We start from the raw sequence: 13,156 nt of genomic DNA, 5'->3' as shown, positions 1-13,156 counted from the left end.
TTCAGTTATACCACCTCAAATGGGCGAAAACCCAGCGCCCCCGCGCCAGAAACGGAGACCCGCCTTGCCCATTTTCCTCAGCAGCACGAAGCGCTGCACGGCACTTGCCGCCGACACGGCGTCGGCTCACCCAACCCAACCCGCCCACGCGCGCGAGACCGTGCAAGGCCGTCGGTGGGTGATCGTCGCCGCGCTGTTCCTGTTCATGCTGATCAATTTCGCCGACAAGGCCGTACTCGGTCTCGTCGCGATCCCGCTGATGCATGACATGCAATTGACGCACGGTCAGTTCGGGCTCGTCGGCAGCGCGTTTTTCGTGCTGTTCTCGATCTCAGGCATCGCCGTGGGCCTGATCGCCGACCGGGTCAACATGAAATGGCTGCTCGCCGCGCTCGCGCTTATCTGGGCGGTCGCGCAGTTGCCGCTTGCTTGGCCGACCAGCTTCGCCGTGCTGCTGCTGTGCCGTGTGCTGCTAGGGGCAGGCGAAGGGCCGGCCTCGCCGCTCGCACTGCATGTGGTCTACACCTGGTTCGACGACCGCGAACGCAATCTTCCCACCGCCATCGTTCAGCAAGGGGCAACCTCGGGTGTCATCATCGCGGGACCGTTGCTCACCTACATCTCGCAGCGTTGGCACTGGCACGCGACGTTTCTCACGCTCGGCGCGGTCGGCATTGGCTGGACCATTCTGTGGCTGTGCCTGGGCAAGACCGGCGATCGTCAGCACAACGCGTCGCCCGCGTTTGCACCGGTGGTCGCAGCCGGGCCTCATGCTGCGTCATTGCGCTTTCGGCGCATGCTCAGCGACCGCACGGTGATCGGCGTGATGCTGCAATGCTTTGTCGGCTATGCGGTGATCGCGATCGGCTTCACCTGGGTGCCCGCGTATTTCCGGCTCGGCCTCGGCTTTGCCGCGACCCAGGCCGGCTGGTTGTTCGCACTGCAAGTCGCGGCGCAGATTCCGCCTGGCATCGCACTCGCGATTGCGTCGCATCGAATGCTCAAACGCGGCGTGCCGTCGAAGGTGGCGCGCGGCAAACTGATCAGCGCGGCATGCGTCGTGAGTGGCTTGGCGTACTGCTCACTGTTGTTCGGCGCGCCGCCGTTCATCAAGGTCGCGTTGATGGGACTTGCCAGCGCGTTGGCGATCCAGACGTTCACCTTCGGTCCGATGCTGGTCGCCGAAGTTGCGCCGGCAACGCGGCGCGGCGCGCTGCTCGCGATCACCAACTCGATTGTCACCACTGCAGGACTGATCGGCCCCGTTGCGATGGGCAAGCTGCTCGGCGTGGCAGGCGACGCGCGTGGCTATGAAATCGGCTTCGCGGTAACCGGCGTGTTGCTGCTGATCGTCGGCGCGGCGGGTTTCGCATTGATCGATCCACAACGGTCGAAGCGGCGCATCGAGGGCATTGCGGGGTGATACGCCCGGGCTAACTTTCGCATGGCCGTTCGCGCCGCCTTTTCTCGTAGCCATTCGCATCGTTTTCTCTCGCCCTCAGTGCGATTTTTGCTCCACCTTTTAACGCCCTGCTCGAACAGTTCCTTCATGTTCAGTCATGCGGCATATCATTCCCTTTCCACGTCATTAGTACCGTTGACTAAATTCATCCGACGGTACATTCTCTTTCACATCGTCCAGACGCGGCATCCCAAGAGACGACGCAGCGCACATAACAAACCCAGCAGGAACTGACCAGACCTGTTCTACTGGAGAACCGTCGTATGCGTCGTGCATGTCCGCTGCATGTGTCTGTTCGTTCGCGTCTTTTCGAAGCCCTTTCGTCCGCACTTGGGATAGCGATTCTTTTGCCATGCGAGCCTGCATTCGCAGCTTGTGACAACACTGCGCCGGCCAGCGGCCAGACCGTCACCTGCGGTAGCAGCGCCCCCAATCCGGCCGCTATGCCAATCGCCGCGGTTGCCGGCAGCACCAACGTCACGGTGAACGTGCAAGCGGGCGCCGAACTCGACGTGACCGGCAACAACGTCATCCTCGTGCGCGACGGCAGCACCGTCACCAACCTCGGCACCTTGCATGGCGCAGGTGACACCTTCGATGCCATCTCGGCGCATGGCGCGAGCGGCGGCGCCGGCCATGACGTGTTGATCAACCGCGGCACGATCGTCACGAGCGGTGTCGAATCGGAAGGCATGTTCAACAGCGCTGCCGCGGTCACGATGCTCAATGACACCACCGGTGTGATCAGCACTACCGGCAACAACTCAGTCGCGATGCATGACTTCGCAAGCCACGGTGGCGGAACGCTGACCAACAACGGCAGGCTCTCGACGAGCGGCGACGGCTCACACGGCATGGCTGCGCTGACTAATAACGACACGCTCGTCAACAACGGCTCGATCACGACGACGGGCGCCGGTTCGTATGGCATGCAGGCCAACGGTAACGCCATCGACGGCCCGGGCAACAACGTGCTGACGAATCACGGCACGATCGACGTCTCAGGTGCGGGTTCGCACGGCCTCGTTTCACAGGATATTGCGCCCGGCGTCGTGACGAACACCGGCTCGGTGACGGCACGTGGCGTTGGTGGTCTCGGCGCCATCTTCTCCGGCCCCGTCACGTTAAACAATGCGGCGGGCGCGAGCATCGTCAGCCTGCAGGCCAATGCTATAGTCGCGAACGGCGGCGGCACCTTCAACAATGCGGGCACGATTGCGGGTGCTATCAACGCGGTCGCCTTTGCCAATGCTCCGGCAACGATCACGAATAGCGGCTCCATCACCGCGGCCGGGAGTCAGGCGATCAGTTCCACCACCGCCTTCGCTATCGTCATCAACAACACCGGTACCATTGCGGGCGGCAACGGCCGCGCGATCTGGACCGATGCCGGCAACGACACCTTCAACTGGAGCGGGGGCACCGTCACCGGCTTCGTGCGTCTCGACGCAGGCGACGACATTGCCAACCTCACCGGCCTCGCCGACACCAATCTCGCCGGCGTGCCGAGCTTCGACGGGGGCACCGGCAACGACGTGCTCAATTTCAACGGCACGTCGGCAAGCGGCCTTGGGCGTTTCATCAACTGGGAGACGGTCAACGTCACCAACGGCGGCCAGTTGACGCTCGACGCCAACGGCCTGGTGCTCGGCGATAGCGGCACACTGACCGGCACGCTCAACGTCGATTCGAGCAGCACGGTGTTTGCGGGCGGCTTTGGCGGCACGGCGGCGATCGCATCGGCAGTTGTGGGGCAACGCGTCAACGTCAACAATGCGGGCACAATCGATCTGACCAACGGCGCGACGGCGACGCGCAATACGCTGGTGATCAACGGCAACTACACCGGGCTCAATGGCCGCTTGCTGCTACAGACGGTGCTTGGCGGAGACGGCTCGCCTAGCGACAAGCTGGTGATCGCGCAAGGCGTCGGCTCGGGCAATACTTCGCTTGGCGTCGTCAATGTCGGCGGCACGGGCGGCGCCACGCTCACGGACGGCATTCTCGTCGTGCAGGCGACGAACGGCGCAACAACGACGGCGAACGCTTTCACGCTGCCGAAGTCCTTGACCACGGGCGCCTATACATACTATCTGTTCAAGGGCGGTGTGAGCGCGGGGACAGCAGACAACTGGTATCTGCGCTCGAGTCTGGCCGCGACTCCGACACCAACGCCGACTCCAACGCCCACGCCGACACCGACACCGACACCGACTCAAACACCAACACCAACACCCACACCGACGCCGACACCAACACCGGTCGCCCCAGCCGCTCCGATCCCCGCGCCCGGCACGCCGTCCCTGCCCGCACCACCGCCCGCGGGCGCCGCCCCCACACCGCTCTACCGTATGGAAGTGCCCGTCTACGCCGAGGTCCCGGTTCTCACACGCGAACTCGGCATCGCGCAGATTGGCACGTTCCATGACCGCCAGGGCGAGCAGGCGCTGCTGAACGACAGCGGCCCGCTTGCCGCCACATGGACACGTGTCTGGGGCGAGCATAGTTCGCAAAGCAACAGCGGCGCGGCCAACCCCGAATTCAGCGGCACGATGGCCGGCGTGCAAGTGGGTCAGGATATTTACGCGGATCGCAGCGAAAGCGGCCATCGCAATCACTATGGCTTCTTCATCGGCTTTGCCCGCGCTCAAGGCGACGTGAACGGCTTCGCGCTCGGCGTCCCCGATCTCTCGGCTGGTCGTCTGTCGATCAATGCATACAGTGCAGGCGTGTATTGGACTCATATCGGCCCAGGCGGCTGGTACACCGATGCGGTTGCGATGGGCAGCTCACTCACGCTCGATCCTTCGTCGAATCAGGGCATTGGCGCGAGTACGCACGGCCATTCGGTCACGACCTCACTGGAAGCCGGCTTGCCGATTCCGCTGCGCGCCAATCTCCGTCTCGAACCCCAAGCGCAACTGATCTGGCAGCACGCATCGATCAACGATCTGAACGACGGCATTTCGAACGTATCGTTTCACGCGGCAAACGGCCTGGTGGGCCGACTCGGCCTACGCCTGCAAGGCAGTTTCGAAGGTGCGGGCGCGCAGTGGCAACCCTATCTGCGCGCGAATCTGTGGCGCTATTTCCATGGCACCGATAGTGCGACCTTCGCCGGCACGACCGTGATTCCCACCGATGTCGCCGCCACGGCCGCCCAGTTCGGCGTCGGCATGGTCGCGCATCTGAGCGCGCGCGGCAGCGTGTTCGCCACGGCGAGTTACACCACGAACGTGAACGGCGAGCACCGCAGCACGGTGGAGGGCAATCTGGGCGCGCGCTGGAGTTGGTAAGGGCTCAGAACTGATGCCGTAGACCGGCCATCAGGCCGATCTGGCTGCCCTTTTGCGCGAGCCCGACCCCATTGACGCCCTGCAACTGCGCGCCGATCAGGTCGCCCCGGTACAGCGAGTAATCGCCTTCCAGATAAACATCGGTGCGCTTCGAGAGGTTGTAGTCGGCCATCAGCTGGTACTGCCATGCCGAACCGTCCTGCGCCGCGGTCTTGCCGTCCTGCAGCGTGCGCCAGACGTTCGCGGCGAAGTGCCATGCGGTGCCGACCTGTTGCGAGATGCCGCCCATGATCATGCGGCGCCGCGAAAAGTCGGTGTACTTGAGCGCGGCCAACGCGGGCGCGGTGAACGGCCCGTTGGCGAAGTTCGAAAAACCGGCGTCGTTCTGATTGACGATATAGCCGACCGAGAACCGCGTCATGTTCCACGTGTACGACCCGCCAATGGTCCAGTCTTTCGCGGCTGAGCCGTTGACCGAATCTTTCGACTCTTCATACGCGGCGCCAAGCGTGAACGGACCGCCCGGCGCATACGCGAGCGTCGCGCCGATCTGGCTGCCGTACGAATTGCCCGCGTTGCCGCCGAACGCGTAGCCGGTGGCAAAATAGAAGCCGTTGTATTTCGCCTGATACTGCACCTGATTGCTGGTCCAGATACCGCCGGTCATGGTCACTTCCGGCTGGAAGCTGAAATCGTACGGAATCCAAAGATTGCTGCCGTACCCGCCGATGGTGATGCCCTCGATCATCACGTTGTATTGCCGGCCGAAGATCACCTGACCATAGGTGTCCGAGCGCACGCCCACTTGCGCCTCATTGAAGAACGGCATGTTGGGATCGCTTTGGCCGCTATTTATGTAGAAGCGGTTTTCGAGCTTGAAGAACGTAGACCAGCCGCCGCCGAGATCCTCGACCCCTCTGATGCCCCAGCGGCTTTCGGTCGTGCCGCCGTTGCCGAGCGCGAGCTTCGAATCTCCTGCGCTATTGACGTGGGTCAGATACCGCACGCTTTCGTCGACCACACCGTAGAGCGTCACGCTGGATTGCGCATGCGCCATGTGACATGCCAACGCTGCGGGCACCACTGCGATCGCCCACCGGCTTGCGTTCCTCATATCGTCTCCCCTGTACAGATTCCCACTTTTCGCGGATATTTCGACACCGCCATACCTGATGCAAAGTACCGGCACGCTGCTCATTCGAGACCGCGCAAATCGACGGGTCCGGCTCGGAGCCTTGCATGGCGACCCCTGCGGGCTGCGCGAATAAGCTGACGAAATGCGTCTGGGTGAACCTTAGCGCGAATCTGAAGCCGCAAGAAAATAGACTGATGTAACTGTTGTTATGTCATCGAAGGGCTTGCAGCTTGTAAGAAGCACGCGTAGGCGGTGGGGTCATCGCATTGCGGCACGAACTGTTTTGCTATCGTATGACCTATGATCGCCAATCGACACTCCTCATGAGCACAACAGTCCTGCCCGCGCGCCGCGCGCCAGATAGCTTCGCCATCGTGCTGATGATCGGCTTGTGCGCGATCTGGGGACTCCAGCAAGTCGCGATCAAGAGCACCAACGCGGCGCTGCCGCCGGTATTCCAGGCCGGCTTGCGCTCGGCCATCGCAGCTGTGCTGGTATGGGGCTGGGCGCGCTCGCGCGGCACCCCGCTCTTTCGCGACGACGGCACGTTGGGTGCGGGCTTGCTCGCGGGTGTGCTGTTCGCGGCGGAATTCGTCTGCATTTTTCTCGGCCTGACGCTGACCAGCGCTTCGCGCATGGCGGTCTTTCTATACACCGCGCCCTGCTTCACGGCGCTCGGGCTGCACTGGTTTGTCGACGGCGAGCGGATGCGGCGCGTTCAATGGCTCGGCATCCTGGTGGCGTTTGCAGGGATGGCGCTGGCATTCGCGGACGGCTTCCTGCACGGCCACGGCGCGCAGGGCGCGACGCTGAAGGGCGCCGCCGGCGACGCGCTTGGGGTGCTGGCCGGCATCGCGTGGGCCGCGACCACCGTGGTGGTGCGCGCCACGCGCCTCGCCCATTCGAGCGCCAGCAAGACGCTCTTCTATCAATTGACGGTGTCGGCGGTAGTGCTGATCGCGCTCGCGCTGGGGCTAGGCCAGGCACACGTGGACAACGTCACGCCTCTGGCGGTGCTGAGCCTCGGGTATCAGGCGGTGATCGTGGCGTTCGTCAGCTATCTGGTGTGGTTCTGGCTGTTGACGCGCTACATCGCGTCGCGCCTGTCGGTGTTCTCGTTTTTGACGCCGTTGTTCGGCGTGACCTTCGGCGTATTGCTGCTCGGCGAATCGTTCAGCTTGCGCTTTCTGATGGCCGCCGTGCTGGTGCTGACCGGCATTGCGCTGGTCAATGCGCCCGGGAAACGTCGAGCTGGTTAGGAACGTGGGATGTAGAAGCGCGCCACCTCTGACAATGGCGCGCCTCTTCCAACCTTGTGCTCCACTTGTGCGCTCCGTTCAGGCCTCGCCGTTTCCGGCGGCCGCGGCGCCACGCGCCGGCGAAGCCGCCACGATTTGCGCCACTTGCACATATTCGGCCACCGGCACATCCTCGGCGCGGCGTTGCAGATCGAAGCCGAGCGCCTCGAAATCCACCGAGTCACGATACGCGGCCAACGTGTTGCGCAGCATCTTTCGACGCTGCGAGAAGGCCGCCGTCACCACTTCGCCGAGCACGCGCTCGTCCACGGCAGGCAGTTCATGCAGTTCGTAAGGGATCATCCGCACGATCGCCGAATCGACCTTCGGCGGTGGGTTGAATGCCTCGGGCGGCACGTCGAGTTGCTTGTCGATCACGTAGCGGTATTGCAGCATCACCGAGAGGCGGCTGAACGCCTTGGTGCCCGGCTCGGCCACCATGCGCTCGACCACTTCGTTCTGCAGCATGAAGTGCTGATCGATCACGCGATGCGCGAACGCGGTCAGATGAAACAGCAACGGGCTCGAAATGTTGTACGGCAGATTGCCGACAATGCGCAGCGAGGCCTTTTCGCCAGCTGCCGCCAGCGTACCGAAGTCGAACGCGAGCGCATCGCCCGCATGCAACTCGAGCAGGTCGCCGAATTTTGTCTTGAGGCGGCCGATCAGATCGCGATCCAGTTCCACCGCGTGCAATGGCGCCTCTGGTGTCGCCAGACGCTCGATCAGCGGTTCGGTGAGCGCGCCGAGGCCCGGCCCGATCTCGACCATGCGCTCGCCGCGCTGCGGCCGGATCACGTCGACGATCGAATCGATCACGCCCATATCGACCAGAAAATTCTGTCCGAAACGCTTGCGCGCGATGTGGCCTTGGTGCCGGCCCTGTTGCTGTCTGCTGGTGGACATCGAAGAAACGCTAAGAAAGAAAACTGCTTAAAAAGAGAGCAAGCGGAACGACTCGCAATCGTGGGAAACGCCAATGAAGTCGTACTCCCTGGCGGCTGTTGCGGCCTGCGCGGCAATGCTACGCCATCGACACCGCTGGATCAGCCCGTTCGACGGTGATAGGCGATCGACACAGCTGTATCAACCCGCGCGGCGGTGCTGCGCCATCGAAACTGCTGTATCGATCGCGGCAATCAGACTGCCCGCGTCGGCACGGCCGGTGCCGGCCAGATCGAGCGCGGTGCCATGATCGACCGAGGTGCGGATGATCGGCAAACCGAGCGTGACATTGATGCCTTCGCCGAACGTCGCGTATTTCAAGACCGGCAAGCCCTGATCGTGGAACATGGCCAGCACGCAGTCGGCCTGTTCCAGATAACGCGGCTGGAACAAGGTGTCGGCCGGATAGGGGCCGGGCGCGTCGATGCCTTGCGCGTTCGCGAGCTTCAGCGCCGGTGAAATCACGTCGATCTCCTCGCGGCCCAGATAACCGTTTTCGCCCGCATGCGGGTTCAGGCCCGTGACGAGAATGCGCGGCGCGGGCAAACCGAAATGGTGGCGAAGATCGTGGTCGATAATGCGCAACGTCTCGACGATACCTTCGACCGTCAGCGCGGCGGAGACGTCTTTGAGCGGCAGATGCGTGGTGGCAAGTGCAACGCGCAACGGACGCTTGCCGGTGCCGGCCAGCATCATCACCACGCGCGGTGTGTGGGTGCGCTCGGCAAGATATTCCGTGTGGCCTGTGAACGGTACACCGGCATCGTTGATGGTGCTTTTTTGCAGCGGCGCGGTAACGATCGCGTCGAACGTGCCGGCCACGGCGCCGTCGATCGCGCTGTCGAGCAGATCGAGCACGTAGCGGCCGTTGGCGGCGTCCAGCTTGCCAGCCAGCGAAGGCGCACCGAGCGGCCGATGCTGTACCCGCACGCGCTTGCCGTCGGCCATCAACGCGGCCCAATCGACGCCGATCGCACGCGCGCGCTCCGTCAGCAGATCCGCATCGCCCAGCACGGTGAACTGCGCGCCGGGCCAATGCGCCGCCGCGCCCGCCAGCGCCTGCGCGGTCAGCTCGGGGCCGACGCCGGCAGGCTCGCCGGTCGTGATCGCGATCTGCAACGGAAGGCTGGTGGACGGCGCGGCGCTTGTCATGATGGTTATTGCGTGCTGGACAGAGTCGGCTTCACTTCCACGTAGGCGGTGTCGCGCAATTCGCGCAGCCAGTCGGCGTAGGCCTGTTCCGCCTTACGCTGACCGATCGCCTGACGCGCCAGATCCATCTGCTGTGAAACCGAGCCTTCCGATTCGCGGCGGCCCAGCACCTGAATCAGGTGATAGCCGTATTCGCTGCGCACCGGGTCGCTGATCTGACCGTCCTGCAAGCTGTTCATGGCGCGCTCGAATTCCGGCACCGTCTCGCCCGGGCTGATCCAACCGAGGTCACCGCCTTGCGACGACGAACCGTCTTGCGAGTAGGTGTGCGCGAACTTCGCGAAGTCGCCGCCCGCGGCAATCTGGCTCTTGATGTCGAGCAGCCTTTGACGCGCTTGCGGCTCGGACATGCCGTCGCCGACGCGCAGCAGAATGTGGCGCACGTGCGTCTGCACGAGCTTCGGTGCATCGGAGCTGGTGCCCTGGCCCGCGCGACGATCGACGAGACGCACGATTTCGAAGCCGTCGTTGGTGCGGACCAGATCCGGATTGACCTCGCCCGGACGCAGCGCCGAAGCGGCCTTGACGAACTCAGGCGGCAGCTTGGACGGCGGCATGAAACCGGTATCGCCGCCTTTCGACGCATCCGGTGCTTGCGAATTCGCCTTCGCCAGCTTTTCGAAATTGGCGCCGCCCTTGGCTTCGGTCAGCAGGGCCTGAGCCTTTTGCTGCGCGGCCTCGATATCGGTTTCCGACGCGTTCAACGGCGCCTTCACCAGAATGTGCTGAAGATGCAGATCGTTTGTCAGACCGGAGTTCGGACCACGCTGGCTGGCAATGTAGTTCGCCACTTCGGCGTCCGACACGGTGACCTTGCTGTCCACTTCCTTCTCACGCAGACGCGAGAGCGTGAGCTCGGTGCGCGCGTCGCTCGTGAAGGTGGTCCAGGGTACGCCTTGCGCCTCGATACGCGAGCGGTACATGTCGAGCGTCATGTTGTTCGCCTGTGCGAGGCGCTCGAGTGTTTTTTGCACGGCGGCGTCGTCGATGTTGATGCCGTCTTCTTTCGCTTTCTGCAACTGGATGCGTTCCAGCACCATCTGGTTGAGCACCTGCTGACGCAACTGGTCCATCGGCGGGACCGGCGCGTTCTGCTGGTTCAGCCGGCGCGTGATCAGGCCGATGCGCTCGTCGAGCTCGCGCCGCGTGATGACACCGTTGTTGACCACTGCGGCAATGGTATCGACCGTCTGGCCGCCATTGCCGGACGACAGCGCCTGCGCCTGAACCGGCGCAACCGACAGGAAAGACGCCGCGGCGGCAAGACCGGCCGCAAGCGTTGCCAAGCGAAGCTTTTTCATGATTGCCACAGATACTCCAATGATGTCGGGCGCGCCTGGCCCGTCTTTTCGCATTCTATAAATGAGCGTGCGAGCGTCATTCGTAATTGGTGAAACGCGCTTCCGGCGGCGGCGGTGGCGGCAACGGCGTATAGCCCGCCACGCTGGTGCGGAATGCGGAAATCAGTCCGTTGTCGACGCTCGACAAGCCCTTGAACGTCAACTGCGCGAGAAACCGCGTGCCCGTCTGCTGCTGGGCCGACGTGTTCACCCCGTTCGCATAGCGCTGAATCCCGGCGCCGAGCGTCCAGCAGTCGGCGTCGTATTGCAGGCCGATCAGACCGTCGACGATCCGATGCCCGCCCAGGTCGTAATTGAAACGGCCTACCCCGTACACCCGGTGTGTCAGCGGCCATTGCCCCGAGATCAGCACCTGATTGATCGGCTGGTTGTCCAGCGTGGTGTTCGCGCGGGTGTAGCGGTACGCGACATTGATCACCTTGCCGGTAGCCGGACTGAACCCGAAGCCCACGCTCGTCTTCACCAACTGGTTGTTGTCGGCATTATATTGGAACGCCGTTTCCGAAGCGAAACCGGCGCCGAGCTTGAGCGACGCGCCCAGGATCAAGTCCGAATGCGTGGCCTGCGTGCTGGTCTGGGTCGGCAGCAGCGTGACGCGCTGGTCCTGGAAGTAGTACTGCTGCGCGATCACGAAGCGCGCGCGTTCGTCGCCGGTGGCCGGGTTGATGAAGCGCGTGGTGAGGGCCGCCGTCAGACGGTTCGCGTCGGCGATCCGGTCATTCCCGACGAACGTGTTCGGCGTGAAGATTTCCGCGAGACCGAAGTCGGAGTCGGCCGTATCGAACAGCGGCGCGGACTCCTGGTTGCGGTACGGCGTGTAGACGTAGTAAAGCCGCGGCTCCAGCGTCTGGATGTAATCCTCGCCGAAGATCCGCACCGAGCGATCGAAAATCAGCCCGGTGTCGAAACTGAGCGTCGGGATCGATTCGGTGAAATTCTTCGGCGTGCCGACCGGTACGTCACCACTGATGTTGTTCAGGTTGTACGACGCAAAGTGCCACTGCACCTTCGGCGTCACGAAGTAACCTGGCCCGACCACCGAATACGACAGGTACGGGTTGAACATCACCCGCTGACCTTGGGTCATGTCCGCGGTGGTGATGCGAAAATTCGAGTAATCGGCTTCCGCGCCGTAGTCGAAGCCGCCGACGTTGTACTTCGCGTACTTCACGTTCAACTGCGGCTCGCGGCCGTACGGCGCGACGGACGGCGTCAGCGTCTGCCAGTGCTGCTCGCGCGCGAGCACCGACCACGGGCCGTTGTTATAGGTCAACCCGGCTTCCTGTTGATACAGGAGCTGGGTGCCGTTCATGAACTGATTGACCGACGACGACAGGTCTTCCGGATACGTGTTGTCCGAAACCTTGTTGTAATAGATGTAACCGCCGAACCCGTTGCCGAAGTTCTGGTTGTGCTGGATGTACAGCGCGTAGCGGTTGGTATGCGTCAGGTGATCGTCAGGCAGGAACTCTCCCGTGATCGAGCCCGAATAGGTGGGCGACAGATAACGGAAGGTGGACTGCAGTTGCACACCGCGCTTCGAGATCAGGCGCGGCGTGACAGTCAGATCTCGATTCGGCGCGATGTTGAAGTAATACGGCACCGACAGTTCGAAACCGTTCGTCGAACTGACCGAGAACGTGGGCGGCAACACTCCGCTGCGCCGTTCGCCCGACAACGGGAACGACAGCCACGGCGACGCGAATATCGGCACGCCCTGGAAGAACAGCACGCTGTTGTACGCGACGCCTTCGTCCGCGCCGGTGTCGAAATCGAACTCGCTGCCCTTGATATACCAGGCCGGATTGTCCGTGCACGAGCACGCCGTGTACGTGCCTTTCGTGAACACCGAGCGCTCGTTGTCGAGCAGATCGACGCGCTCCGCGCTGCCCGAGCCGCCCGTCACGTTGAAGTGGTACTTCGGCGAGGACATGAAGCCTTCGCTCGAGTCCACCCGCATATGCGCTTCCGGGCCGGCAAACGTGGCGCCGTTATTGTTCAGGTGAACCTGGCCGTAAGCGTCGGCCATGTCCGTGTCCTGATCGTAGTGCAGCGCGTCGGCCTTGATCACGAAAGTATTGCGCCGCACCTCGGCCGAACCCTTGGCGGCCATGTCCTGGTCGGTCGTGCCGCTTGTCGTGTCGCCAAGCACGAAGGTGGCCGGCTTCTGGCCCGCCTGCAACGGATGTTCTTCGAGCTGCGGGGCGAGCTGCATGCCCCATGGCGCGTCGATAGGTTGCGGCTGCGCGGCTTCCCCCACCAGCTGGGCGTGCGCAAGCGCGGGCATCAGGCCCGGAACGGCGATCAACGCCGCGACGAGCCGCCTTTTGCGCGGCACTACAGCACAAGAGGGAGTCGTTTGGGAAAGCTGTCTAGGCGGCATGTATCGTTTGGCGAATCGGCCCGTCCGTCAGCTTCTGCAGTCACGATCCACCGCCTGCACACCC

General features: G+C 63.2%; 8 protein-coding genes. 3 read left to right on the top strand and 5 right to left on the bottom strand.

Annotation, left to right across the window (positions count from 1 at the left end):
- Window positions 1–64 precede the first annotated feature (64 nt).
- Together PQR53_RS24540 and PQR53_RS24535 are read left to right on the top strand one after the other, a co-directional pair.
- Window positions 65–1,423, top strand: coding sequence for an MFS transporter (locus tag PQR53_RS24540; protein ID WP_408459638.1), 1,359 nt, complete (start codon window positions 65–67; stop codon window positions 1,421–1,423).
- A 482-nt stretch (window positions 1,424–1,905) separates the two neighbouring features.
- Window positions 1,906–4,758 (top strand): autotransporter family protein, encoded by a 2,853-nt coding sequence (locus tag PQR53_RS24535; RefSeq protein WP_408459635.1) that lies wholly within the window; start codon window positions 1,906–1,908, stop codon window positions 4,756–4,758.
- Window positions 4,759–4,762: 4 nt separating this feature from the next.
- Here the strand turns inward: PQR53_RS24535 and PQR53_RS24530 are convergent, their stop codons facing one another.
- Window positions 4,763–5,872 carry a porin gene (locus PQR53_RS24530; protein WP_408459632.1) on the bottom strand — a complete coding sequence of 370 codons (1,110 nt, stop codon included), beginning with the start codon at window positions 5,870–5,872 and terminating at the stop codon, window positions 4,763–4,765.
- Window positions 5,873–6,216: 344 nt separating this feature from the next.
- Here PQR53_RS24530 and PQR53_RS24525 point away from each other — a divergent pair, with 344 nt between their 5' ends.
- Window positions 6,217–7,152 (top strand): DMT family transporter, encoded by a 936-nt coding sequence (locus tag PQR53_RS24525; RefSeq protein WP_408459629.1) that lies wholly within the window; start codon window positions 6,217–6,219, stop codon window positions 7,150–7,152.
- A gap of 78 nt (window positions 7,153–7,230) precedes the next feature.
- Here the strand turns inward: PQR53_RS24525 and rsmA are convergent, their stop codons facing one another.
- The 4 genes from rsmA to PQR53_RS24505 all read right to left on the bottom strand — a co-directional run bounded on the left by rsmA (window position 7,231) and on the right by PQR53_RS24505 (window position 13,092).
- A complete protein-coding gene (gene rsmA / locus PQR53_RS24520; protein ID WP_408459626.1) occupies window positions 7,231–8,097 on the bottom strand; it encodes a 16S rRNA (adenine(1518)-N(6)/adenine(1519)-N(6))-dimethyltransferase RsmA in 867 nt (288 codons plus the stop codon).
- Between the two features lie 180 nt (window positions 8,098–8,277).
- A complete protein-coding gene (pdxA, locus tag PQR53_RS24515; RefSeq protein ID WP_408459623.1) occupies window positions 8,278–9,288 on the bottom strand; it encodes a 4-hydroxythreonine-4-phosphate dehydrogenase PdxA in 1,011 nt (336 codons plus the stop codon).
- A 5-nt stretch (window positions 9,289–9,293) separates the two neighbouring features.
- The gene (locus tag PQR53_RS24510; protein WP_408459620.1) at window positions 9,294–10,658 is read right to left on the bottom strand and encodes a peptidylprolyl isomerase; all 1,365 of its coding nucleotides are present in this window, start codon (window positions 10,656–10,658) and stop codon (window positions 9,294–9,296) included.
- Window positions 10,659–10,725: 67 nt separating this feature from the next.
- A complete protein-coding gene (locus tag PQR53_RS24505) occupies window positions 10,726–13,092 on the bottom strand; it encodes an LPS-assembly protein LptD (RefSeq protein WP_408459617.1) in 2,367 nt (788 codons plus the stop codon).
- Window positions 13,093–13,156 lie beyond the last annotated feature (64 nt).

This window comes from Paraburkholderia fungorum (genome assembly GCF_046027605.1).
Lineage (GTDB): Bacteria > Pseudomonadota > Gammaproteobacteria > Burkholderiales > Burkholderiaceae > Paraburkholderia > Paraburkholderia fungorum_F.
This window is presented reverse-complemented; position numbering and strand designations above follow the sequence as displayed.

Bases quoted from the DNA above. Each gene is read 5' to 3' on its own strand.
- PQR53_RS24505 (WP_408459617.1), bottom strand. From the start codon at position 13,092: ATGCCGCCTAGACAGCTTTCCCAAACGACTCCCTCTTGTGCTGTAGTG.
- PQR53_RS24525 (WP_408459629.1), top strand. From the start codon at position 6,217: ATGAGCACAACAGTCCTGCCCGCGCGCCGCGCGCCAGATAGCTTCGCC.
- PQR53_RS24535 (WP_408459635.1), top strand. From the start codon at position 1,906: ATGCCAATCGCCGCGGTTGCCGGCAGCACCAACGTCACGGTGAACGTG.
- pdxA (WP_408459623.1), bottom strand. From the start codon at position 9,288: ATGACAAGCGCCGCGCCGTCCACCAGCCTTCCGTTGCAGATCGCGATC.
- rsmA (WP_408459626.1), bottom strand. From the start codon at position 8,097: ATGTCCACCAGCAGACAGCAACAGGGCCGGCACCAAGGCCACATCGCG.
- PQR53_RS24530 (WP_408459632.1), bottom strand. From the start codon at position 5,872: ATGAGGAACGCAAGCCGGTGGGCGATCGCAGTGGTGCCCGCAGCGTTG.